19 protein-coding genes are annotated in these 24,909 nt (G+C 60.2%); 13 read left to right on the top strand and 6 right to left on the bottom strand.

The window, feature by feature from the left end; translation table 11 throughout:
* Positions 1-389: 389 nt before the first annotated feature.
* Positions 390-2,642 (bottom strand): TonB-dependent siderophore receptor, encoded by a 2,253-nt coding sequence (locus EH164_RS16390; protein ID WP_124969266.1) that lies wholly within the window; start codon positions 2,640-2,642, stop codon positions 390-392.
* Between the two features lie 251 nt (positions 2,643-2,893).
* Here EH164_RS16390 and fes point away from each other — a divergent pair, with 251 nt between their 5' ends.
* The 3 genes from fes to entF are packed head-to-tail and all read left to right on the top strand — an operon-like array spanning position 2,894 to position 8,240.
* Positions 2,894-4,093: an enterochelin esterase gene (gene fes / locus EH164_RS16385; RefSeq protein ID WP_124969264.1), complete on the top strand. Its 1,200-nt coding sequence runs from the start codon at positions 2,894-2,896 to the stop codon at positions 4,091-4,093.
* Between the two features lie 33 nt (positions 4,094-4,126).
* Complete coding sequence (locus EH164_RS16380) at positions 4,127-4,342, top strand: MbtH family NRPS accessory protein (RefSeq protein ID WP_124969262.1); 216 nt, start codon at positions 4,127-4,129, stop codon at positions 4,340-4,342.
* Positions 4,343-4,352: 10 nt separating this feature from the next.
* Positions 4,353-8,240 carry an enterobactin non-ribosomal peptide synthetase EntF gene (entF, locus tag EH164_RS16375; RefSeq protein ID WP_124969260.1) on the top strand — a complete coding sequence of 1,296 codons (3,888 nt, stop codon included), beginning with the start codon at positions 4,353-4,355 and terminating at the stop codon, positions 8,238-8,240.
* A gap of 560 nt (positions 8,241-8,800) precedes the next feature.
* Here entF and fepC read toward each other — a convergent pair.
* The 3 genes from fepC to fepD are packed head-to-tail and all read right to left on the bottom strand — an operon-like array spanning position 8,801 to position 11,588.
* Entirely contained in the window at positions 8,801-9,598 is a 798-nt protein-coding gene (gene fepC / locus EH164_RS16370; protein WP_124969258.1) for an iron-enterobactin ABC transporter ATP-binding protein, read from the bottom strand.
* On the bottom strand, positions 9,595-10,587 hold the full coding sequence (gene fepG / locus EH164_RS16365) for an iron-enterobactin ABC transporter permease (protein WP_124969256.1): 993 nt from the start codon (positions 10,585-10,587) through the stop codon (positions 9,595-9,597). The genes fepC and fepG overlap by 4 nt, the downstream gene beginning before the upstream one ends.
* The gene (fepD, locus tag EH164_RS16360; protein ID WP_124969254.1) at positions 10,584-11,588 is read right to left on the bottom strand and encodes a Fe(3+)-siderophore ABC transporter permease; all 1,005 of its coding nucleotides are present in this window, start codon (positions 11,586-11,588) and stop codon (positions 10,584-10,586) included. Before fepD ends, fepG begins: the two co-directional genes overlap by 4 nt.
* 112 nt (positions 11,589-11,700) lie before the next feature.
* Between fepD and entS the strand changes: the two genes are divergently transcribed.
* Positions 11,701-12,936, top strand: a complete 1,236-nt coding sequence (entS, locus tag EH164_RS16355) for an enterobactin transporter EntS (protein ID WP_124969252.1) — start codon at positions 11,701-11,703, stop codon at positions 12,934-12,936.
* 228 nt (positions 12,937-13,164) lie between these two features.
* On the opposite strand, the gene fepB is transcribed toward entS, so the two are convergent.
* Positions 13,165-14,085, bottom strand: a complete 921-nt coding sequence (gene fepB, locus EH164_RS16350; RefSeq protein WP_370277285.1) for a Fe2+-enterobactin ABC transporter substrate-binding protein — start codon at positions 14,083-14,085, stop codon at positions 13,165-13,167.
* Positions 14,086-14,309: 224 nt separating this feature from the next.
* Between fepB and entC the strand changes: the two genes are divergently transcribed.
* From entC to EH164_RS16315, 7 genes are all read left to right on the top strand, one after another.
* A complete protein-coding gene (gene entC / locus EH164_RS16345) occupies positions 14,310-15,485 on the top strand; it encodes an isochorismate synthase EntC (RefSeq protein WP_124969248.1) in 1,176 nt (391 codons plus the stop codon).
* 9 nt (positions 15,486-15,494) lie between these two features.
* Positions 15,495-17,093 (top strand): (2,3-dihydroxybenzoyl)adenylate synthase EntE, encoded by a 1,599-nt coding sequence (gene entE / locus EH164_RS16340; protein WP_124969246.1) that lies wholly within the window; start codon positions 15,495-15,497, stop codon positions 17,091-17,093.
* 10 nt (positions 17,094-17,103) lie between these two features.
* Positions 17,104-17,955, top strand: coding sequence for an isochorismatase (locus tag EH164_RS16335; RefSeq protein ID WP_124969244.1), 852 nt, complete (start codon positions 17,104-17,106; stop codon positions 17,953-17,955).
* Entirely contained in the window at positions 17,955-18,710 is a 756-nt protein-coding gene (entA, locus tag EH164_RS16330; RefSeq protein WP_124969242.1) for a 2,3-dihydro-2,3-dihydroxybenzoate dehydrogenase EntA, read from the top strand. The genes EH164_RS16335 and entA overlap by 1 nt, the downstream gene beginning before the upstream one ends.
* Positions 18,710-19,123, top strand: a complete 414-nt coding sequence (entH, locus tag EH164_RS16325; RefSeq protein ID WP_124969240.1) for a proofreading thioesterase EntH — start codon at positions 18,710-18,712, stop codon at positions 19,121-19,123. Before entA ends, entH begins: the two co-directional genes overlap by 1 nt.
* A 165-nt stretch (positions 19,124-19,288) precedes the next feature.
* Positions 19,289-21,394, top strand: coding sequence for a pyruvate/proton symporter CstA (gene cstA / locus EH164_RS16320; protein WP_023479259.1), 2,106 nt, complete (start codon positions 19,289-19,291; stop codon positions 21,392-21,394).
* A gap of 14 nt (positions 21,395-21,408) precedes the next feature.
* A complete protein-coding gene (locus tag EH164_RS16315; protein ID WP_000460621.1) occupies positions 21,409-21,606 on the top strand; it encodes a YbdD/YjiX family protein in 198 nt (65 codons plus the stop codon).
* Between the two features lie 42 nt (positions 21,607-21,648).
* Here the strand turns inward: EH164_RS16315 and EH164_RS16310 are convergent, their stop codons facing one another.
* Complete coding sequence (locus tag EH164_RS16310; RefSeq protein ID WP_124969238.1) at positions 21,649-22,392, bottom strand: SDR family NAD(P)-dependent oxidoreductase; 744 nt, start codon at positions 22,390-22,392, stop codon at positions 21,649-21,651.
* 107 nt (positions 22,393-22,499) lie between these two features.
* Here EH164_RS16310 and EH164_RS16305 point away from each other — a divergent pair, with 107 nt between their 5' ends.
* Together EH164_RS16305 and fic are read left to right on the top strand one after the other, a co-directional pair.
* Positions 22,500-23,093, top strand: coding sequence for a TetR/AcrR family transcriptional regulator (locus tag EH164_RS16305; protein WP_241174970.1), 594 nt, complete (start codon positions 22,500-22,502; stop codon positions 23,091-23,093).
* A gap of 390 nt (positions 23,094-23,483) precedes the next feature.
* On the top strand, positions 23,484-24,560 hold the full coding sequence (fic, locus tag EH164_RS16300; protein ID WP_124969236.1) for a protein adenylyltransferase Fic: 1,077 nt from the start codon (positions 23,484-23,486) through the stop codon (positions 24,558-24,560).
* Positions 24,561-24,909: the final 349 nt, after the last annotated feature.

Genomic DNA, 24,909 nt, shown 5'->3' with positions numbered 1-24,909 from the left:
GCAAAAAATAAGCACACTTGCGGCGATCGTGCTGAGAGATGGGCAGAGTGTCTGTTTAACCGGCCCACCATTTTTACGCCTTTAAAAAGGTTGACGACTGGGTGAAAAATAATCGTGACGCTCATCACGCCAGGAGATGAACAGCAGCAAGAAAGTATGATCGAAATCATATATTCACGTACAGGTATTATTTTCCTCTTGTTAGGAATTTTCCGATGGCTTATTGTGAATTCACCCCAGCAAAGAGCTAACACCACCTTAGAGTGAGTGCCGGAGATAAGCGCCGGGCGGGGTATAACAGTTTTAGATATTCAACACCCAGGTAATCAGTAATAAAAGGCCCCGCCAGCAATGACGGGGCCTTTTCTTTTTAGCAGGTCAGGCTCTCATCAGAAATGGGTGTTGATACCCATAAACCAGGTACGGCCCGATTCGTTATAGGTCTCTGCGCCCGCGCCATACATATAGCCGGTAGTGCCGCCGGTGCTCTGGGCATTGCCCGCGCGCCAGTGGCGTTTATCAAACACATTATCGACACCGGCCGTCAGGCTGACGTTTTTGTTCACGTCCCAGGTGCCGCTGAGTCCCATAATGCTGTAGGGGCTCACTTCGTTCGTCGCAGAGCCGGTCACGCGCTGGCCTTTGTAGTCATACTTCTTCGGCTGCTGCTTGCCGTACCAGGTAAAGGTCGATTGCAAAGAGAGATCCTGCGTCACCTGCCAGCTCAGCGTTGAGTTCAGCGTATATTCCGGAATGATGGAGAGCCGCTCGCCGGTGGTTTTGTTCTTGCTTTGCAGCATATAGGTGAAGTTGTTGCTCCAGGCCACCGTTTCAGAAACCGGCACGTTCAGCGTACCTTCCAGCCCTTCAACCACTGCTTTCGGCACATTTTCCCACTGGTAAATATCGGTTTTGGTCGCGCCCGCCGCCGTTTGCGCCATCGGTGAGTAACCCGCTTCAATCTTATTGCGGTAATCGTTACGGAACCAGGTCACACCGGCCAGCCAGTCGTCATGTTTGAACTCAAGACCGATCTCTTTATTGATGCTGGTCTCCGCTTTCAGATCGTCATTACCCATCATGTAACAACCGACGCCGTTGCCGCTGGCGTAGCACCCCTGGCCCTTGCTGTAGAGAATGTAGTTCGGGTTGGTCTGGTAAAGGCTCGGTGCTTTATACGCGCGGCCAATGCCCATTTTCAGGGTGAAATCGTCGCCTAATCCCTGCGAGAGGTTCAGTGACGGGCTCCAGTTATCGCCAACAATGGTGTGGTGATCGAAACGCAGCGCCGGGGTCAGCATGGTGCTGTCGGTCAGCTCCATATTGTCTTCGGCAAAAATGGAGTAGATATCGGCGCTGGAGTAGGGGCTGCGGTTGGTGCTGCTCAGCCCGCTAATCGCCCCGCCCTGGAAAGCCTGGGTATTGGAGCCGAGATCTTTCATCCCCTGCTGGTTCCACTCGGTGCCCAGCGTCAGCGTCTGGTTAACCAGCAGATCCAGCGGCAGGTTAACCTCGTTGTGCAGCATCACATCGGAGAGGTCGATATCGGTGAATTTATTGCTGTTAAACAGCCCTTCCGTCCCCCCGGCCAGCCCTTCGCCGAGGCGCGAGTTACGCGTGTGCTCGTACTGGATCCAGTTGCTGGTGGTGATGCCGTTATCCCAGCCGCCATTCCAGGTGACGGAGTAGTTCTGGCGATAGAGACGGTTGGTCTCTTTGCCATAATTCTCGCGCACATAGTTATTGCTGCTGCTGTCGTTATTGGTGTTTTGCGTATCGCCCGCGTAGAGGTTGCCCTGGCGGCTGTAGCCCGCCTGGAACTCCAGCGACTGCATCGGCGCGAAATCCCAGCGCACGACGCCATTAATATCTTTATTGATCGAGCCTTCGCGCCCGGCGGCGAGAGTATTGGCGTAAATCCCGGTGCGTTCAGACTGGTGATCGCGGTTGATATCCCACGCATCGGCCTGGGTTTTCGCCAGGTTGCCATAGAGACGGAAGCTGACATCATCCCCCAGCGGGCCGCTGAGGCTAAAGTCGGTGCGTTTGGTGGCGCCTTCCGCTTTATGCTCCGGCGCGTTGACGTAGGCGTTCCATGATCCATGCCACTCCTGGGCACTATCTTTTTTGGTGATGATATTTACCACACCACCCGCCGCGCCGTTACCGTAGCGCACGGCCGCCGGGCCGCGGATCACTTCGATACGCTCAATCATCTCTGCCGGTACCCAACTGGTGTCACCGCGGCTGTCGCGCTCGCCGCGCCAGCCTAAGCGCACCGAGTTACGGCTGGTGACCGGTTTGCCATCCACCAGGATTAAGGTGTTTTCCGGGCCCATACCGCGAATGTCGATCTGGCGGTTATTACCGCGCTGGCCGCTGGTGGCGTTGCCGGTTAAGTTAACGCCAGGCATCTTGCGGATAATTTCCGACACATCGCGCGCAGGCGGATTTTTGCGGATCTGATCGGCGGTGATGGTCGACACGCCGGGTGCCTGGAGGTTCTGCTGTGCCGCCGTGACGACGATAGTGTCCGCGCTGCTGGCGTCGCCGCTTTTCTCATCCGCCGCCATCACGGGCATTGCCGCGCCGTAGATCCCGAGGTTGACCAGCAAGGTCAGGGATTTCATCTTCTTATTCATTATGTTACCTGCGTTCCTTTGCCGTATCCCCGTAACTCTCCATTCCCAGGGGAGAGGAGACGGCAGTGATGAAGCCCGCGCGCGGCGATTCTCTCAGCCCTGAGAAAAAAGGCCTGCGACAGGCAGAGTTAGGTGAAAGACGCGCTTCCCACAGCGCGCCAATACGCTATTGCAAATAAGAATAGTTATCAATAATATTATCTATAAATTTGATCGATAAATATAAGTCCGCAGCGATTTGGGGTTAAACCGTGACGTCAACGACGGGAAGCGATGCCTGGTGGGCGTCAAAACAGGGGCCGGAGTGGGTAAAAACCGCTGACGGGCGCTATGAAGTGACCTTCTGGTGGCGCGATCCTGCCGGTACAGAGCAGACTTCGCGCCTGCGTCAGGTCTGGATCTACATCACCGGCGTGACCGATCATCATCAACAGGCGCAGCCGCAATCGCTGGCACGCATCGCCGGAAGCGATGTCTGGTGCTGGAAAACCACCCTCGAAGCGGGCTGGCGCGGCAGCTACTGCCTGATCCCCTCTGAGCAGGATAACGACTTTGCCGACGCCGTATTCGCCAGCGTGCCGCCAGATCGCGCGGCGCTGCGTGAAGGGTGGCGCAAACTGCTGCCGCGTGCGGTTTCCGACCCGCTGAATGCGCAAAGCTGGCGCGGCGGACGCGGTCATCCGGTTTCGGCGCTGGAGATGCCCGATGCCCCGCCTCAGCCTGGCTGGCTGGCAACCAATACCCCTTTCACACCCCCTCATCTGCTGCACTGGCAGAGCCAGCGGCTGCAAAACCGCCGCCGCGTCTGGGTCTATGTCACCGGCGAGGCGCAGGATACCGAACGGCCGCTGGCGATCCTCCTCGACGGTCAGTTCTGGGCCGAAAGCATGCCGGTGTGGCCTGCGCTGGCGGCGCTGACTAACACCCGCCAGTTGCCGCCCGCGGTCTATGTGCTGATCGATGCGATAGATAACGCTCAACGCGGCCGGGAGCTGCCCTGTAATGCCGATTTCTGGCTGGCAGTGCAGGAGGAGCTCCTGCCGCAGGTACGCGAAATTGCCCCCTTCAGCGATCGCGCCGATCGCACGGTGGTGGCGGGGCAGAGCTTCGGCGGTCTCTCCGCGCTCTATGCCGCGCTGCACTGGCCGACGCGCTTTGGCTGCGTGCTGAGCCAGTCCGGCTCTTACTGGTGGCCCCATCGGGGCGGCGAAGGGGAGGGGCTGCTTATCGAACAACTCAAACAGGGCGAAATACGCCCGCAGGGGCTGCGCATCGTGCTTGAAGCCGGGGTGCGCGAGCCGCTGATTTTTCGTACCAATCGAACCCTTTTTTCCCTCTTACAACACATACAGCAGCCGGTTTTCTGGCGTCAGGTTGACGGCGGACATGATGCGCTTTGTTGGCGCGGCGGGCTGACGGCGGGGTTAATCACCCTCTGGCAGCCGCTGTAACGCCAGGGCGCTTTTCCACGACAGGAGTTTGCTATGGAGTTCACCAACCCCTTCGATCATCCGCAAGGGCGGTTTTATATTCTGCAAAACAGCGCGCAGCAGTGCAGCTTATGGCCCGCGCAGTGCGCGCTGCCCGCAGGCTGGCGCGTCATCTGTGAGCCGCAGTCACAGGCGGACTGTAACAACTGGCTGTCAGCACACTGGCAGAGCTTAACCCCGGCGCACTATGCGCACCCCAACGCGCAATAAGGAGCGGAAGATGAGCGAACGTTTACCGCTGGTCGCCGCCCAGCCGGGGATCTGGATGGCAGAAAAACTCTCCTCGCTGCCCAATGCCTGGAGCGTGGCGCACTATGTTGAGCTTGAGGGTGATATCGATGCCGCACAGCTTAGCGAGGCGATTATCACCGGCCTGATGCAGGCCGACACGCTGCGCATGGGTTTTACTGAAGATAACGGCGAGGTATGGCAGTCAGTCGATGAGATGATGACCTTCCCCGCGCCCGCGATTGCCGACCTGCGCCAGCAGGATGATGCACACAGCGCCGCGCTGGCGCTAATGCAGGCCGATCTGGCGCAAAACCTGCGCGTGGAGAGCGGCAAACCGCTGGTGCACCACCAGTTGATGCGCGTCGGCGAGCGGCGCTGGTACTGGTATCAGCGTTATCACCACTTGCTGGTTGATGGCTTCAGTTTCCCCGCTATTACCCGCCAGATTGCCGCCATTTATACCGCATGGCGACGCGGCGAGCCGACGCCCGCTTCGCCGTTTACCCCTTTTGCCGAGGTCGTAGAAGAGTATCAACGCTATCAGGGTAGCGATGCCTTTACGCGCGATGCCGCTTTCTGGGCAGAGCAGCGGCGCGTGCTTCCGCCACCGGTGTCGCTCTCCAGCGAGCCGCTGCCGGGGCGCGCGGCAACCACCGATATTCTGCGCCTCAATGTGGCGATGGAGCGCGCAGCCTTTCGCCGCCTGAGCCAGGCGATGGCAGACACGACGCCTGCCGATCTGGCGCTGGCGTTAGTCGCGCTCTGGCTGGGTCGGCTGTGCGGACGCACCGATTATGCCGCCGGTTTTATCTTTATGCGCCGCATGGGATCGGCCGCGCTCACCGCCACCGGCCCGGTGCTTAACGTCCTGCCGATGGGCATCCATCTTGATGGCACGCAAACGCTGCCGGAGCTGGCAAACGCGCTTGCCCGAACGTTAAAAGCGATGCGCCGCCACCAGCGTTACGACGCAGAGCAGATTGTTCGCGACGCCGGGCGCGCGGCGGGGAGTGAGCCGCTGTTCGGCCCGGTGCTGAACGTCAAACTGTTTGATTACCAGCTCGATCTTGACGGCATCCAGGGCATTACCCACACCTTAGCCACCGGGCCAGTGAACGATCTGGAGATCGCGATCTTCCCTGATGAAACGGGCGGGCTGTCGCTGGAGGTGCTGGCGAACCGCAGCCGCTATGACGAGGCGACGCTCAACACCCACGTTGCGCGCCTTGCCCAGCTGTTGCAGCAGTTTGCCGACAACGCGGCGCTGCGCTGTGGCGATGCGGAACTCTTAACCGCGAAAGAGGCGGAACAACTTTCGCAGATCAACGCCACCGCCGTGTCGCTGCCGGGGGCAACCCTGAGCGAACTGGTGGCACAGCAGGCGGCGAAAACGCCCGATGCCCCGGCGCTATCCGATGCCCGCTGGCGCTTCAGCTACCGGGAGATGCGCGAGCAGGTAGTGGCGCTGGCGAACCAGCTACGCGCGCTGGGCGTGCAGCCCGGCGACAGTGTGGCGGTCGCGCTGCCGCGCTCGGTTTTCCTGACGCTCGCGCTGCATGGCATTGTTGAAGCGGGCGCCGCCTGGCTGCCGCTCGATACCGGCTACCCCGACGATCGCCTGCGCATGATGCTGGAGGATGCCCGCCCGCGCCTGTTGATCACCACCGACGATCAGCATGCGCGCTTCGCCGATATTCCTGGGCTGGCGCACTTCTGCTACGACGCGCCGCTGGAGAGCAGCGGCGCTGAGCCGCTTAATCTCGCCCGCCCGGAGCAGACGGCTTATATCATCTTCACCTCCGGCTCCACCGGGCGACCAAAAGGGGTGATGGTCGGGCACACCGCCATCGTCAACCGCCTGTTGTGGATGCAGGCGGCTTATCCGCTTAGCGCTGACGATGTGGTGGCGCAAAAAACGCCGTGCAGTTTTGATGTCTCGGTGTGGGAGTTCTGGTGGCCGTTTATTGCCGGAGCCAGCCTGGTGATGGCCGAGCCGGAGGCGCACCGCGATCCGCAGGCGTTACAAGCCTTCTTTGCTGAAGCGGGTGTGACGACGACCCACTTTGTACCGTCGATGCTGGCGGCCTTTGTTGCCTCGCTGACGCCGGAAAGCGCGCAGCAGAGCTGCCGCACGCTGAAGCAGGTTTTCTGTAGTGGCGAAGCGCTGCCTGCCGACCTCTGCCGCGAGTGGGAAGCCTTAACCGGCGTGGCGCTGCATAACCTCTATGGCCCGACGGAAGCGGCGGTGGATGTCAGCTTCTACCCTGCCTATGGCGAGACGCTGGCGCAGGTGCGTGGCAACAGCGTGCCGATTGGTTACCCGGTATGGAACACGGGGCTGCGCATTCTGGATGCGATGATGCGCCCGGTGCCGTTCGGCGTGGCGGGCGATCTCTATCTCACCGGCATTCAGCTGGCGCAGGGCTATCTTGGCCGCCCGGATCTGACCGCCAGCCGCTTTATTGCCGATCCCTTTGCGCCGGGCGAGCGCATGTACCGCACCGGGGATGTTGCCCGCTGGCTGGAGAATGGCGCGGTAGAGTATCTGGGGCGCAGCGACGATCAGCTAAAAATTCGCGGTCAGCGCATTGAGCTTGGCGAGATTGACCGGGCGATGCTGGCGCTGCCGGATATCGCTCAGGCGGTGGCCCATGCCTGCGTCTTTAACCAGGCGGCGGCGAGCGGCGGCGATGCCCGCCAGCTGGTTGGCTACCTCGTCTCTTCTTCTGGTCAGCAACTGGATATGGCTGCACTGCTGGAGCAGCTGCGCGCGCAGTTACCGGCGCATATGGTGCCGGTGCTGTTAATGCAGGTGAGCACGCTGCCGCTCAGCGCCAACGGTAAGCTCGATCGCAAAGCGCTGCCGCTGCCCGCGTTACAAGCAGAGCAGGGCGGTCGCCCGCTCAATGCCGGGATGGAAACGCAGGTGGCGCAGGCTTTTGCCGCGCTGCTGGGATGTGAAGTGAATGATGCGCAGGCGGATTTCTTCGCCCTGGGCGGCCACTCGCTGCTGGCGATGCGGCTTGCCGCACAGCTGAGCCGCGAGTTTGACCGCCAGGTGACGCCGGGGCAGATTATGGTCGCGCCGACGGTGGAGAAACTTGCGGCGTTGCTGGAACAGCCGCTCTCAAACGAGCAGGCCGGGCGGCTCGGGCTGGAAGCGGTGCTGCCGCTGCGCGAAAGCGCGGGGCCGACGCTTTTCTGCTTCCATCCGGCCTCCGGTTTTGCCTGGCAGTTCAGCGTGCTGGCGCGCTATCTCGCGCCGCGCTGGTCGATTACTGGCATTCAGTCTCCGCGTCCGGATGGCCCGTTGCAACAGGCGGCAACGCTGGATGAGGCCTGCGAACGACAGTTAGCGACGCTGCTGGCGCAGCAGCCGCACGGGCCTTACTACCTGTTCGGTTACTCCCTTGGCGGGACGCTGGCGCACGGCATCGCGGCGCGGCTACGACAGCGCGGTGAAGAGGTGGCCTTCCTCGGGCTGCTCGATACCTGGCCGCCGGAGACGCAAAACTGGGCGGAAAAAGAAGCCAACGGGCTCGATCCTGCCGTGCTGGCGGAGATTGAGCGCGAGCGGCAGGCGTTTCTCGCCGCGCAGCAGGGGCAGGCTTCCAGTGAACTTTTCTCGCAGATTGAGGGGAACTACGCCGATGCTGTGCGCTTGCTGACCACTGCGCACAGCGTGCCGTTTGATGGTAAAGCCACGCTGTTTGTCGCCGAGCGCACCCTGCCGCCGGGCACCGACCCGCAACGCGCCTGGGCACCCTGGGTGCGTGAGCTGGCGGTATACCGCCAGGATTGCGCCCATGTCGATATCATCTCCCCGCAGGCGTTTGGGCAGATAGGGCCGGTTTTGAGGGAGTTATTAGAGAAGTAAAAATGTTGTAGGCCGGATAAGCGTTTAACGCGCCACCCGGCGATGGGATTACCTCGGTGGAATGGTTCCGTTCACCAGAGATTGGGGAGTTTCATTAATCTCTTATGCGGTGAACGGGACAAGGGAAGCCCTTGTCAATCCCCGCGGCCCCGCGAGGAAATCGGTGCTGCGCACTGCGCTCACCTCCCGCGAGCCTGACTGCGGCCGGCTCGACTCGACTTACTCGTTCCATTCTGGAACGAGTCCCTGTCTCGGTTCGCCTCTGTCCGCCATCCATGGCGTCCAGACCTTGTCATTCACGCTTCGGTTCGCCGATTTCAGCGGGGACACAACCCCCTCGCTGCCATATCGCAGATAAAAACCGCACCGGTGTCGCTGAAAGCACGTTTTTGTAGGCCGGATAAGGCGCAGCCGCCATCCGGCAATTGGTGTGGCGGGGAAAATGCCGGATGGCGCTGACGCTTATCCGGCCTACGCGGTTTCAGTGGCTCTGTTTTCTGGGGGGATCATGCCGGATGGCGCGTAAACGTTTATCCGGCAATGGGATTTGCCAACAACGTTCAACCGCTGCGCCCCAGCGGCACTACCAATGGTGTATGCGCCACCGGATCGTCAATGATCATGCAGCGCAGCCCATACACCTCCTCGATCAACCCGGCGGTGACGATCTCTTTCGGCGCACCCTGCGCCACAATCTTCCCGTCGCGCAATGCAATCAAATGGGTGGCGTAACGGCATGCCTGATTCAAATCATGCAGCACCGCCGCCAGCGTATACCCCTGCTCGCGGTTCAGCTCGCTGAGCAGCTCCAGCAGATCGATTTGATAACTGATATCAAGCCAGGTGGTTGGCTCATCAAGCAGCATAATCGCCGTCTCCTGCGCCAGCACCATGGCGATCCACGCCCGCTGGCGCTGGCCGCCGGAGAGCGTATCGACACTCTGCTGCGCCAGGCTCTCCACACCGGTGGCTTTCATCGCCCGCTTCACCGCCTCGTCATCCTCTTTGCGCCAGCGGGTAAAGAGCGGCTGATGGGGGTAACGCCCGCGCGCTACCAGCTCCTGCACCGTAATATCGCCAGGCGTGGTGGCGTTTTGCGCCAGCAGACCAATGCGGCGCGCCACCTCTTTGCTGGCAAAACGCTGGATCTGCTCGCCATCAAGGTAGACATGCCCTTCGGTGGGAGTCATCAGGCGGCTAAGGGTGCGTAAAAGGGTCGACTTCCCGCAGCCATTCGGGCCGATGATGGCGGTGAAATGACCATCAGGAATGGCAACGCTCAACTGCTCGGCAATCACTTTTTTGCCATAGCCAAGGGTTAACGCTTCGCCGCGCAAACGGGGTGATAAGGCGCTCATTTCTTGCGGGACTCCTGAATTAACAAGGCGATAAGGTAAATACCGCCGAGGCTGACGGTGACCACGCCAACCGGTAGCTGGTAAGGCGTAAAGCCGCGCTGGGCGATCATATCCGCCAGTAGCAATAGCAGCGCGCCGCAGAGCGCGGACTGGGTTAACCCCCAGCGCGCCGTACCGCTCAGGCGGCGGGCAATATGCGGTGCCACCAGCGCGATAAAGGAGATGGGGCCAGCAAGCGCCGTGGCCGCTGCGGTCAGCGCCACTGCCACCAGCATCAGCAGCAAACGCGAGCGCTCAACGTTAACGCCCAGCGCGCAGGCGCTGTCGTCGCCCATTTCCAGCAGCCGCATGCGCCGCGCCAGTAACGCAGCGCAGACAAACATCGCCAGCATAATCGGTACCGACGGCAGCGTTTTTGCCCACGTCAGGCCATTAAGCGATCCGGCGTTCCACAACCCGGCGGAGAGCGCCGTTTCAAGAGACGCTTTCAGCAACAGCCAGGTGTTAAAGGCTACCAGCATCGCGCGTACGCCAATGCCGACGATAATCAGGCGGAAGGTTTCAATGCCGTTGCGCCAGGCCAGTAGCCACACCACCAGCGAGGTAAGGATGCCGCCCGCCATCGCCGCCAGCGCAATCGCCGTCAGATGCTGACCAAACAGCACCATCGCCACCAGCACGCCGCTCCACGCACCGGTATTAAAGCCCATGACATCCGGGCTGCCGAGCGGGTTACGCATCAGGGACTGGAAAATCGCGCCGCTGACGCCAAGCGCCGCGCCAACCACCATCGCCATTAACACTCGCGGCAAGCGCCACTCCATCACCACCAGCTGCATTGCGCGCGGCGCAGTACCGCTTAGCGCGTCGAAAACCTGTGTAAAGGTGAGCATCACCGTACCGCTGCGCAACCCCCAGGCTGCGAGCAGCAGGGCGGCGACAACCATCAGCAGGCAGCTGGCCACTAAACGGCGGGAGGGGGCGATCATAAGCCGCCTCCGCGCGCGCGGCGCACCAGCAGGATCAGCATCGGCGCGCCGATAAAGGCGCTCACCACCGAGACGCGCAGCTCGCCCGGCACAATCACGCGGCCAATGATATCGGCAAACAGCAGCAGAGCAGGGGTGGCAATTAGCGTTACGGGGAGCGACCAGCGGTGATCGGCTCCGACCAGCCCGCGCGCGAGGTGGGGCATCATCAGGCCGATAAAGGCAATTGGCCCGACGACCGCCGTGGCGCTGCCGCAGAGCACGGTTATCGCCAGCAGACCCAGCAGCTGGGTGCGTGCCACTTTGCTGCCAAGCGCCGTCGCCGTGTCGCTGCCGAGGCTCAGGCTGTTAAGCGCGCGGCTCAGCAGTAACGCCACGCCCGCTGCCAGCAGCACCGGGATCAGCACCACGCGCAGGGTTGCCAGCGTGCGAATATCAAGGGAACCAGCCTGCCAGAAACGCAGCTGATCGTAGACATCAGCATTGAGCAGCGAAATACCGCTGGAGAGACCATCGAGCACGGCGGTGAGCGCCACGCCCGCAAGTGTTAAGCGCACCGGGCTAAGCTGGCCGCCGCCCTGGCTGCCGGTAAACGCCACCAGCAGCGAGGCGGCGAATGCGCCGCAAAAGGCGAACAGCAGCTGCTCCGTTGGCGTGGCCGCGCCCAGCAGCGCAGCGCCGAGCACAATGGCGAAACTGGCGCCCGCATTGACGCCTAAAAGACCCGGATCGGCCAGCGGGTTGCGCGTCAGGGTTTGCATCAGCGCACCGGCAAGGCCAAGCGCGCCGCCAGCGAGTAAGCCTGCCAGCGTGCGCGGCAGGCGCGCATCGCGAATGATGGTGCAATCTGCGCTGTGACAAGCGCCAAAGAGGGCGTCGGAGATGACCGCGGCAGGCATCGGTTTTGCGCCAATAAACAGGCTCAGTGCCGCAGCAAATATAAGCAGTATCAATAGCCCGACGAGAACCAATACGCGCGCCGGGGAAGCAGAAAACGACATAAAAATCCCAATTTTGATAATGATAGTAATTATCGTTATCGATCCCGTTTTGTTATGTTACCATGCGCAGCCTGAGATTGGACACAGAAAGTATGGAATACAAGGTCTTGTAATGAAGCAACACTCCTGGCTGCTGAATCTCAGCCTGCTGCGTACACATCCGGCTTATCGCGCCGTTTTCCTCGCGCGTTTTATCTCAATCTTATCGCTGGGCTTGCTGGGCGTGGCAGTGCCGGTGCAGATCCAGGCGATGACCCACTCCAGCTGGCAGGTCGGGCTCGCGGTCACGCTGACCGGCGGCGCGATGTTTGTCGGCCTGATGCTCGGCGGTGTGCTGGCGGATCGCTTTGAACGTAAAAAGCTGATTCTGCTGGCGCGATCCACCTGCGGTATCGGCTTTATCGGCCTCTTTCTCAATGCACTGTTACCCGCGCCGCTGCTGTCGGCGATCTATCTGCTTGGCGTGTGGGATGGCTTTTTCGGCGCGCTCGGTGTGACTGCTTTGTTGGCGGCAACGCCTGCGCTGGTTGGGCGGGAAAACCTGATGCAGGCGGGGGCGATCACCATGCTTACCGTGCGCATCGGTTCGGTGATTTCGCCGATGGTTGGCGGCCTGTTGCTGGCCTCCGGCGGCGTGGCGTGGAACTACGGTCTGGCGGCGGCGGGCACCTTTATCACCCTGTTGCCGCTGCTGACGCTGCCCGCGCTTCCGCCGCCGCCGCAACCGCGCGAACATCCGCTTAAATCCCTTGCTACCGCGCTTCACTTTCTGTTGCGTAACCCGTTAGTTGGCGGCATTGCGCTGCTCGGCGGCCTGCTGACGATGGCCAGCGCCGTGCGCGTGCTCTACCCGGCGCTGGCGATGAACTGGCAGATGTCGGCGGCGGAAATTGGTGTGCTTTACGCCGCACTGCCGTTCGGTGCGGCCATCGGCGCATTGACCAGCGGCAGGCTGGCGCACAGCGAGCGGCCCGGCATCATTATGTTGCTGACCAGCGTCGGCGCGTTTATTGCCATTGCGCTCTTTAGCCTGATGCCCGTCTGGCCGCTCGGCGTGCTCTTTCTGGCGCTCTGTGGCTGGCTGACGGCGGTGAGTTCGCTGCTGCAATACACCCTGCTGCAAACCCAGACCCCGGAAGCGATGCTCGGGCGCATTAACGGCTTATGGACGGCGCAAAACGTCACCGGCGACGCCATCGGCGCGGCGCTGTTGGGCGCAATGGGATCGATGCTGACGCCCGCTGCCTCGGCGAGCTTCAGCGGGCTGGCGTTAGCGATTGTTGGCTTAGTACTGGTTCTTATACTCGGCGAGCTGCGCCGTTTCCGACAGGTTCAGTCCGGCGCATAAAATTCTCCGGTGGCGTTAGCGTCACCGGAGCCTCAGCGTTACGGCGATCTGATCACCCCTTGACTGCAAACGGGATGCCTTCACAGGCCGGATAAGTCACGACCCTTATCCGGCAATGCCGAGGATTTTTGTTGGCCGGATAAGCGTCAGCGCCATCCGGCAATGGTGAGGATTTCGTAGGCCGGATAAGCGTCAGCGCCATCCGGCAATCAGGCTTGCGCCAACCCTTCAACCAAACAGCGCAGACAAGCGCTGCAACACGCGGGTTGCGCTGTAGTAATCAAGCCGGAAGGTCTCGGCACCCAGCGCATAAACCCGCTTATTACTTACCGCGGGAAGATGCGCCAGCAGCGGGTTAGCGCTCAGAGCATCGGCCTCTTTTTGATCGCCTGCGAAGAGGAACAGCGCTTCGCCATTCAGCCCGGCGGCCAGGTTTTCACCGCCGAGTTGCACGATGTCATGGCGCTTACCCTGGCTCTGGCTCGCCTGAATGCCCGCCGGCAGCGGCGCGAGAGTAAACCCGAGCTGCTGCATTAACTGGCCCTGCGCGGAGTCGCCGGTCCAGAGGTTTGCGCTGTGCGCCGCAGGCGTATAAACCAGCGCGCTGACCGGCTGCGGCGGCAGTTTCATGCGCGTTTTTGCCGCCGCCAACTGCTGGTTGAATTCAGTGATGCGCGCGGCGGCCTGCTTCTCGTGGCCGGTGATCTCGCCAAGCTGGGTAAGCAGCGCCTGCCAGCTCTTATCGTCGTAATTGATGATTAGCGTCGGCGCGATGGTCGAGAGCTGATCGTAGAGTGCCAGCGCGGAGTCGCCGCCGGTAGCGCTGATCAAAATCAGATCCGGCATCTGCGCGGCAACCGCTTCGGCATTGGCTTCGCCGATGTAGAGACGCGCGACGTTGCGCTGTTTGGCAATGTCGCCCCACTGGCGCAAAAAGCCCTGATCGTCGGCAAAACGGTTATTTGGCGTCGTTGCGCCGCTGGCGACCACCGGCGCATCAATCGCCAGCAGCGAGCCGGTGAGGGTAACGCTCGTGGAAACAATGCGCTGCGGTGCGCTGGCAAGCTGATGCACGCCGCGGCTATCGGTCACCTGGCGCGGCCAGTCGGCGGCGCAGGCTGAGTTAAGTCCTAAAACGAAAACGCCCACTAAAAGAGCGTGTTTACGACACCAGCTAAGAAAATTCACAACGTGAGTCCTGTTTCTGTTGAAGTTAATGCTTCTCATTTTCATCGTTGCGCGTCATGGATGCAAGTTGTGGCAGTGCGAGAGGAGATTCTGCTGTTGACATCACCGGCAATAACTTTTTATCTTACTGCACCAAACAAAAATGATAATCATTCTTAATACATTTATCATTGCCGGAGGATGATATGGATACGTCATTGGCTGAAGAGATCCAGCTGTCTGCAACGACACTGGCCGCCGATCAATTTTTCTTTATGTCGCCGTACCGCAGTTTCACCACGTCGGGGTGTGTTGCGCGTTTCTCAGAGCCGGCAGCGGGGGGCGATGCGCCAGACAGCGCCTTCCAGCAAAAACTGGCGCAGGCGTTTGCCGATGCCAAAGGGCAGGGCATCGCCCGGCCGATTATGGTCGGCGCTATCCCGTTTGATACCACGCAGCCTTCGGCGCTCTTTATCCCTCAACGCTGGCAGAGCTTCTCCCGCCCGGAAAAACAGCGCGCTGCGCGCTACTTCAACAGCGGCGCGATGCCGAATGTGAAGACGCAGACAGCGGTGCCGGAGCAGGATCTGTTTATGGCAATGGTGGCGAATGCCTCCGCGCGTACCGCGACGCCGGAAGTGGACAAAGTGGTGCTCTCACGTCTGATTGAGATCGCAACAGACCGCCCGGTCGACAGCGGTGTGCTGCTTGAGCGCTTAATTGCGCAGAACCCCGCCAGCTTCAACTTCCACGTTCCGCTGCCCGATGGCGGCGCGCTGCTGGGCGCAAGCCCGGAGTTGCTGCTGCGTAAAGAGGGCGACCACTTTAGTTCGCTGCCGCTGGCCGGTTCGGCCCGCCGCCAGCCTGATGACATGCTCGATCGCGAAGCGGGCAACAAACTGCTGGCCTCTGAAAAAGATCGCCATGAACACGAACTGGTGACCCAGGCGATGAAAAAAGTGCTGCAACCGCGCAGCCGCATGTTGACCCTGCCGTCGTCGCCGCAGCTGGTGAACACGCCGACGCTGTGGCACCTGGCAACGCCGATTGAGGGCACGGCAAAAGAGGGTGAAAACGCCCTGACGCTAGCCTGCCTGCTCCATCCGACGCCCGCGCTGAGCGGCTTCCCGCACCAGATTGCGAAGAAAATTATCGCCGAGCTTGAGCCGTTTAACCGCGAACTCTTCGGCGGCATTGTCGGCTGGTGCGATGCGGAAGGAAACGGCGAGTGGGTGGTTACCATCCGCTGCGCGCGCATCCGCGACAACAACGTGCGCCTGTTTGCCGGAGCCGGGATTGTCCCCGCTTCGTCGCCGCTCGCTGAATGGCGCGAAACCGGCGTCAAACTGACCACCATGCTGAACGCCTTTGGTTTGCATTAAGGAGCCACAGTGACCATTCCTTTTAGCCGCTGGCCGCAAGAGTTTGCCCGTCGTTACCGTGAAAAGGGCTACTGGCAGGATCTGCCGCTGAGCGACATTCTGGCCCGCCATTCTGCCAGCGAAGCCGTTGCGGTGATCGACGGCGATCGCGAGTTAAGCTACCGCCAGCTGCATGTCGCCTCGGACAACCTCGCCTGCGCATTACAGTCGATGGGCATTACGCGCGGCGATACCGCGCTGGTGCAACTGGGCAATGTCGCCGAGTTTTACATCACCTTTTTCGCTCTGCTGAAAATTGGCGTTGCGCCGGTGAATGCGCTCTTCAGCCATCAGCGCAGCGAGCTCAACGCTTATGCGGCGCAGATCAAACCCGCGCTGCTGATTGCCGATCGCGCCCACGGGCTGTTTGCCGATGACGCTTTCCTCAGCGCGTTGAAAAACGATCAGCCGTCGCTGCGCGCTATTTTGCTGCGCGGCGAGTCGCTGGAGCAGGCGATTGCCCGCCCGGCAGATAACTTTACCGCTGTGCCAACTCCGGCAGATGAAGTGGCCTTCTTCCAGCTCTCCGGCGGCAGCACCGGCACGCCGAAGCTGATCCCGCGCACGCACAATGACTACCTCTACAGCATTGTGCGCAGTAATGAGATTTGCCATTTCACGGCGCAAACCCGCTACCTCTGCGCCTTACCGGCGGCGCACAACTACCCATTAAGTTCGCCCGGCGCGCTCGGCGTCTTCCTGGCTGGCGGGTGTGTGGTGCTGGCGAGCGATCCCAGCGCCACGCTCTGTTTCCCGCTGATTGAAAAACATCAGATTAATGTCACCGCGCTGGTGCCCCCGGCGGTCAGCCTCTGGTTGCAGGCGATTGCCGAGTGGGGCAGCAATGCCCAGCTGGCGTCGTTGAAATTGCTTCAGGTGGGCGGTGCACGGCTCTCAGCGACGCTGGCGGCGCGTATTCCGGCGGAGATCGGCTGTCAGCTCCAGCAGGTGTTTGGCATGGCCGAAGGGCTGGTGAACTACACCCGGCTCGACGATCCGCTGGAGCGCATCATCAACACCCAGGGGCGGCCGATGTCGCCGGATGATGAAGTGTGGGTCGCCGATGAGAACGGCAACCCGCTGCCCGCAGGCCAGACCGGACGCCTGATGACGCGCGGGCCGTATACGTTCCGCGGCTACTTCAACAGCCCGCAACACAACGCCAGCGCTTTTGATGCTGAGGGTTTTTACTGCTCGGGCGATCTCATCGCCATTGATGAGCAGGGCTACATCACCGTGCAGGGGCGGGAAAAAGATCAGATCAACCGCGGCGGCGAGAAGATTGCCGCCGAGGAGATCGAAAATCTGCTGCTGCGCCATGACGCAGTGATCCACGCTGCGCTTGTGAGCATGGAGGACAGCCTGCTCGGCGAGAAGAGCTGCGCGTATCTGGTGGTGAAAACCCCGCTGCGCGCGGTGGCGATCCGCCGCTTCTTGCGCGAGCAGGGCGTGGCGGAATTTAAGTTGCCGGATCGCGTCGAGTGCCTTGAAGTGCTGCCGCTGACGCCGGTAGGAAAAGTTGACAAGAAACAGTTACGCCAGTGGTTAGCACAACGCACCCCGGCGTAAAGGAGAGAAGATGGCAATCCCAAAACTACAGGGCTACGCGCTGCCCGCAGCGGCTGATATCCCGGAAAACAAAGTGAACTGGTCGTTTGAGCCCGCCCGTGCGGCGCTGTTGATCCATGATATGCAGGACTATTTTGTTAATTTCTGGGGCGATAACTGTCCGATGATGCATCAGGTGGTGGCGAACATCGCCGCGCTGCGTCACTTCTGCAAGCAGCACAATATTCCGGTCTACTATACCGCGCAGCCGAAAGAGCAGAGCGATGAAGATCGCGCGCTGCTGAACGATATGTGGGGGCCGGGTTTAACCCGCTCGCCGGAGCAGCAGCAGATCGTCAGCGAACTGGCACCGGACGAGGCCGACACCGTGCTGGTGAAGTGGCGCTACAGCGCCTTTCACCGCTCGCCGCTGGAGCAGATGCTGAAAGAGACCGGCCGCAACCAGCTGCTGATCACCGGTGTCTATTCCCATATCGGCTGTATGACCACCGCCACCGACGCCTTTATGCGCGATATCAAGCCATTTATGGTGGCCGACGCGCTGGCGGATTTCAGCCGCGAAGAGCACTTAATGTCGCTCAACTATGTCGCCGGGCGTTCCGGTCGCGTGGTGCTGACGCAAGAGTTGCTGCCGCTACCGGCAAGCAAAGCGGCGCTGCGTGAAATCATCCTGCCGCTGCTGGATGAATCTGACGAGCCGCTGGATGACGAAAACCTGATTGATTACGGCCTCGACTCGGTGCGCATTATGGCGCTCGCCGCCCGCTGGCGCAAAGTGCATGGCGATGTTGATTTTGTCATGCTGGCGAAAAACCCGACCATTGATGCCTGGTGGGCGCTGCTCGCGCGCGGGGTGCAGTGATGGCGAGCCTCGATTTCAGCGGGCGCAGTGTCTGGGTGAGCGGGGCAGGGAAGGGGATCGGCTATGCCACTGCGCTCGCCTTCGTCGAGGCGGGCGCGCAGGTGACCGGCTTCGATCTCGCCTTTAACGGCGAGCACTATCCGTTTGCCTGCGAAACGCTGGATATCGCCGACGCCGCGCAGGTCGCCGCCGTCTGCGAGCGCCTGCTTTCAAACAACGCGCCGCTGGATGTGCTGGTCAATGCCGCAGGCGTGCTGCATATGGGCGCAACGGATGCACTCTCTGACAAGGAGTGGCAGCAGACGTTCGCCGTCAACGTCGGCGGTGCCTTTAACCTCTTTCGCCAGACGATGGCGCACTTTCGCCGCCAGCAGCGCGGGGCGATTGTCACCGTCTGCTCTGACGCCGCACACACGCCGCGTATCGGCATGAGCGCTTATGGCGCCTCGAAAGCGGCGCTGAAAAGCCTCGCTCTGACCGTCGGTCTTGAACTGGCCGCCAGCCATGTGCGCTGCAATATCGTCTCGCCCGGTTCGACGGATACCGATATGCAGCGCACACTGTGGGTGAGCGACGATGCGGAGCAGCAGCGCATTCGCGGCTTCGGCGAGCAGTTTAAACTCGGTATTCCACTGGGGAAAATCGCCCGTCCGCAGGAGGTGGCGAACACCATTTTGTTCCTCGCCTCCGATCTCGCCAGCCACATCACATTGCAGGATATCGTGGTGGATGGCGGCTCGACGCTGGGGGCCTGATGATCTGGAAACGTCACTTAACGCTGGAGGCGCTGAATGCCACCAGCGATAACACCCTGATCGAACATCTGGCGATTACCTATACCCGCATCGGGGATGATTTTCTCGAAGCGGAGATGCCGGTTGATAGCCGCACGCATCAGCCGTTTGGCCTGCTGCACGGCGGCGCATCGGCGGCGCTGGCGGAAACGCTCGGTTCGATGGCCGGTTTTATGATGACCAGCGACGGGCAGTGTGTGGTCGGCACCGAGCTGAACGCCACCCATCACCGCGCGGTGGCGCACGGTAAAGTGCGCGGCGTTTGCCAGCCGCTGCATCTTGGCCGCCAGAATCAGAGCTGGGAGATCGTGGTGTTTGATGAGCAGGGGCGGCGCTGCGCAACCTGTCGCCTCAGCACCGCAGTGCTTGGCTAACCCTTCGCCCTCCGGCTCAGGAGGGCATTCTTGCGATCCCGTTAACACAATCAGCCAAATGCCGTGCGGCAGGCCGCCTTTCCTGTGTTTCAAAGTTGTTAAGTTCTTTGAGTTGATATAGAAACAAAATGTAACATCTCTCTGTCTCTCAAACGGATAACCGCTATGAACAACCCAGGGAAATACCTTGTTTGGGGCGCGCTCTCGCTTGTTGGCGCGTTTGCCCTCGGCTATATCGCTCTGAATCGCGGCGAACCGATCAACGCACTCTGGATCGTGGTCGCAGCCGTCTGTATTTACCTCATTGCTTACCGTTTTTATGGTCTCTATATCGCCAAAAATGTGCTGCAGGTTGACCCGACGCGCATGACCCCGGCGGTGCGCTACAACGACGGCCTCGACTATGTGCCGACAGACAAAAAAGTGCTGTTCGGTCACCATTTTGCGGCGATTGCTGGCGCAGGCCCGCTGGTTGGCCCGGTGCTGGCGGCGCAGATGGGTTATCTGCCCGGCATGATCTGGATCCTCGCAGGCGTGGTGTTAGCCGGTGCGGTGCAGGATTTTATGGTGCTCTTTATCTCCACCCGCCGCGACGGGCGCTCCCTTGGCGAGATGGTGAAGGCAGAGATGGGGCCGACCGTCGGCGTGATCGCGCTGGTGGCGACCTTTATGATCATGGTGATTATCCTCGCGGTGCTGGCGATGATTGTCGTTAAAGCGCTGACCCACAGCCCGTGGGGCACCTATACCGTGGCGTTCACCATCCCGCTGGCGGTGTTTATGGGCATCTATATTCGCTATCTGCGCCCGGGGCGCATTGGCGAGGTGTCAGTGATTGGCCTGGTGCTGCTGGTATTCGCTATTATCTCCGGCGGCTGGGTCGCGGAAAGCCCGACCTGGGCACCGTGGTTTGATTTCACCGGCGTGCAGCTCACCTGGATGCTGGTCGGTTACGGTTTTGTCGCCTCGGTGCTGCCGGTGTGGTTGCTGCTGGCCCCGCGCGACTACCTCTCCACCTTCCTGAAAATCGGCACCATTATTGGCCTGGCGATTGGCATTCTGATTATGCGCCCGACGCTGACGATGCCCGCGCTGACTAAATTTGTCGATGGTACCGGCCCGGTATGGACCGGTAATCTCTTCCCGTTCCTCTTTATCACCATCGCCTGCGGTGCGGTCTCCGGCTTCCATGCGCTGATTTCCTCCGGCACTACACCGAAGATGCTCGCCAGCGAAGGGCAGGCCTGCTTTATCGGCTACGGCGGCATGTTGATGGAGTCATTTGTGGCGATCATGGCGCTGGTCTCGGCGTGCATTATCGATCCGGGCGTCTACTTTGCGATGAACAGCCCGATGGCGGTGCTGGCCCCGGCGGGCACCACCGATGTGGTCGCGTCTGCGGCGCAGGTGGTGAGCAACTGGGGCTTTACCATTACGCCGGATGCGCTGCGGCAGATTGCCGATGAAGTGGGCGAGCAGTCGATCATCTCGCGGGCGGGCGGGGCACCGACGCTGGCGGTCGGCATGGCCTATATTCTGCACGGCGCGCTCGGTGGCCTGATGGATGTCTCCTTCTGGTATCACTTTGCGATTCTGTTTGAGGCGCTGTTTATTCTGACGGCGGTGGATGCCGGAACCCGCGCGGCGCGCTTTATGTTGCAGGATCTGTTGGGGGTTATCTCCCCGACGCTGAAACGCACCGAATCGCTGCCCGCTAACCTGCTTGCTACCGCGCTCTGCGTGCTGGCGTGGGGCTACTTCCTGCATCAGGGTGTGGTCGATCCGCTGGGCGGTATCAATACGTTGTGGCCACTGTTTGGCATCGCCAACCAGATGCTGGCAGGCATGGCGCTGATGCTCTGCGCGGTGGTGCTGTTTAAGATGAAGCGCCAGCGCTATGCGTGGGTAGCGTTAGTGCCAACGGCCTGGCTGCTGGTCTGTACGCTGACCGCTGGCTGGCAGAAAACCTTCAGCCCGGATAACAAAGTGGGCTTCCTGGCGATTGCCAATAAGTTCCAGGCGATGATCGACAGCGGCAATATTCCGGCGCAGTATACCCAGTCTCAACTGGCGCAGCTGGTGTTTAACAACCGTCTCGATGCCGGGTTAACGCTCTTCTTTATGGTCGTGGTGGTGGTACTCGCCTTCTACTCGCTGAAGACCGCGCTGGCGGCGCTGAAAGCGGATCACCCGACGGCGCAAGAGACGCCGTATGAAGCGATGCCGGACAACGTTGATCAGGTTGTAGCGCGCGCCAAAAACGCGCATTAAGCGAAGGAGCAGATATGTTCGATACGCTCTCAAAAGCGGGCAAATACTTAGGCCAGGCGGCAAAGATGATGATTGGCGTGCCGGATTATGACAACTACGTTGAGCATATGCGCGTCACTCATCCGGACCAGACGCCGATGACCTACGAGGAGTTCTTCCGTGAGCGCCAGGATGCGCGCTACGGCGGTAAAGGCGGCGCACGCTGCTGTTAACAATAAAAGGCGGCACAATGTGCCGCTTTTTTTTACCTCTTATCAGGCGTTGGTCCCGCCATCCACCACGATATCCGCACCAGTGATGTGCTTCGCCGCCGGGCTGGCAAGAAACGCCACCGCTTCGGCAATATCCTGCGGCTCGCCGTAGTGGCCTAACGCGGTGAAACTGCGCTGCTCGTCTGCCTGCTCGCCATCTGCCGGGTTCATATCGCTGTCCGTCGAGCCGGGTTTCACCATATTCACCGTGATGCCGCGTGCGCCCAGATCCCGCGCCAGACCGCGCGTCAGGGAGTTGAGCGCCGATTTGGTCATGGAATAAATCGTGACGCCTTTAAACGGCACCTGGTCGGAGAGGTTACTGCCGATGTTAATGATGCGCGCGCCATCCGGCAGGTGTGCCAGCGCCGCCTGGGTGGTATAGACCACGCCGCGAATATTGACGTTAATCAGCGCGTCGATATCCGCCTGCGACATCGACTCCAGCGGCCCGCCGCGCGCAATGCCAGCGTTATTGACCAGAATATCCAGCCCGCCCAGCTGTGAAACCGCCTGTGTAACGGAGGCCTGCGCCGCCTGCGGATCGCCGCTGTCGGCCTGAATAGCGACGCCGTTGCGCCCAAGCGCACGGATCTCTTCGGCGACCGCTTCGGCTTTCTGTGCCGATTTTTCATAAGTGATGGCGACATCCGCCCCGGCGCGCGCCAGCGTTAAAGCGATGGCTTTGCCGAGACCCCGGCTTGCGCCAGTGACCAGCGCGCGTTTACCTGACAGTGAATATGACATGATGACTCCTGGGTTATGTGCCGATTGATACATAATTAAAATAATCAGGCTTCCATCTATTCGTCAATATTATTAATATACCGATCAGCACAAAATGTGAGGAGCTGATGATGAGCCGGGGAAGACCGCGCGAGTTTGATCGAACAGAAGCGCTGAACAAGGCGATGTTGCTCTTCTGGCGCAAGGGGTATACCGCCACCTCGATGAGCGATCTCTATGAGGCGATGGGCATTAAGTCGCCGAGCCTCTATGCGGCGTTCGGCAGTAAAGAGAATCTCTACGATGAGGTGTTGCAGCACTACGAGCAGTGTGTTGCGCCGCTGATTTGGGGCGATATGGAGCAGGAGCCGTCGCCAAAACGCGCTGTCGCAAGCTGGCTTCAACGCTCAGCCGAAATGCTGACGCGCTGCGATCTGCCGCACGGCTGCATGGTGACGCTCTCCGCGGTCGCCAGCGAAGGTAACGATCGCCTCGGTCAACGCGTGCAGGCTATGCGCAACGGCGGGATGGCGTTACTGAAGGCGCGTCTGGCGCAGGCACAAGCGCAGGGCGAACTGCCCGCCGATACCGATATTGATGCCCTGACCCGGCTTTACACCAGCATCCAGCAGGGGATGTCGATCCAGGCGCGCGATGGCGCCAGCCGCGAAACGCTGCTCGGTATCGCCCGCATGGCGATGGGGCTATGGCCGACGGAATAAATACCGATGGTTTGTAGGCCGGATAAGGCGAAGCCGCCATCCGGCATATTCCGCGGCACCGATTGCCGGATGGCGGCTTCGCCTTATCCGGCCTACCAAAACGCAGTTCCAGCGACACCGTTTTGGCTTTTACATGCGGTATTACAGCCGTTCACCGCATATGAGATTAATGGAACTCCAGAACACCTGGTGAACGGAATAATTCCACTAATCCAACATGCCATCCGGCATGTGATCCCGGCTTCATTTCCGGATAGCGCGAAAGCACATATGCCGTCAAAAATGTTAAACACGTCGATAAAACCACATTTATTAAACATGTCATCGTGACAGGTCGATCGCATCGACATATTATCAGCATATGTCGATAAAAATGGATTTTGTAAACGTATGAGCTGGGATCCGACCATACCCTATAACGCTTTACCGATGCTGCCGCCCAACGTGGAGGAGATTGAAACCCGCAAGATACTTAAGGCCTGCATAACTGCACGTGCCGCTCTGGCAGAGTTGAATACGGCAGGAGAGTTAATTCCCGATCAAGGGTTATTGATTAACCTCCTTCCTCTACTTGAGGCAAAGGACTCCTCGCGCATCGAAAATATCGTGACCACCAGCGATCAGCTCTTCCAGTATGCCGATCAGGCCGAGAACGCCGATCCCGCAACAAAAGAGGCGTTACGTTACCGGACTGCATTGCACGATGGCTTTACTTACCTGAGCAGCTACCCGTTGTGTACTAACACTGCGATCGCCATTTGCACCACGCTGCGCGGCGTACAAACGGATATTCGTAAAACCCCGGGAACGGTATTGCGCGATCAGAACAGTGAAGTGGTTTATACCCCGCCGGTAGGTGAAGCGGCTATTCGCGATCTGCTGGCGAACTGGGAACGTTTCATCCATGCCGATGATGACCTGGATCCGCTGATAAAAATGGCAATTTCACACTACCAATTTGAGTGTATTCACCCCTTTCCGGACGGGAATGGCAGAACAGGCCGAATCCTGAATATTTTGTACCTGATCCAGAGTGAATTGCTCTCGCTGCCCATCCTTTACCTCTCCCGGTTTATCCTGGAAAGGCGCGATCACTATTACACGCTCCTGCGTGACGTGACAGCCGAAGGTCGGTGGGAGGCGTGGATCTTGTTTATGCTGGAAGCGATAGAAAACACCGCGCGCTGGACCAAGAAAAAAATCGCCATCATTCGTCAACTGATGGTGGATACAACACAATTTGTGCGTGAACGACTGCCAAAAATCTATACCCATGAGTTGATGCAAATACTTTTTGCACAGCCCTATTGTCGGATAGATAACCTCGTAAAAGGGCAAGTGGCTAAGCGCCAGACTGCATCGCTCTACCTTAAGCAACTGGCAGAAATAGGCGTGCTGGAGGAGATGAGCGTGGGTCGCGAAAAGCTCTACCTCAATACACGGCTATTGCAGGAGTTAAGTAACTAATTGCCGCGAGTCAGTTCTCTCACGCTGTCTCCTGCCGGATGGCGCGTTACACGCTTATCCGGCAATGGGCCTGGCATATGGCTTTGGCGGAAGGGTTCCGTTCACCATGCGTTGGGGAGTTTCATTAATCTTTTATGCGGTGAACGGGACAAGGGAAGCGGCCGCGCTCCCCTTGTCAATCCCCGCGGCCCCGCGAGGAAATCGGTGCTGCGCACTGCGCTCACCTCCCGCGTGCCTGACTGCGGCCGGCTCGACTCGACTTACTCGCCCCATCCCTGGGGCTCGCCCCTTCGGGGCCAGCGCAAGCGCTGTTCAAAATTGCTCCCGGCAATTTTGTCCCTGTCTCGGT

The sequence above is a fragment of the Kosakonia sp. CCTCC M2018092 genome (genome assembly GCF_003864115.1).
GTDB lineage: Bacteria > Pseudomonadota > Gammaproteobacteria > Enterobacterales > Enterobacteriaceae > Kosakonia > Kosakonia cowanii.
The sequence above is the reverse complement of the archived record's forward strand: the minus strand, read 5'-3'. Positions and strand labels throughout refer to the sequence as shown.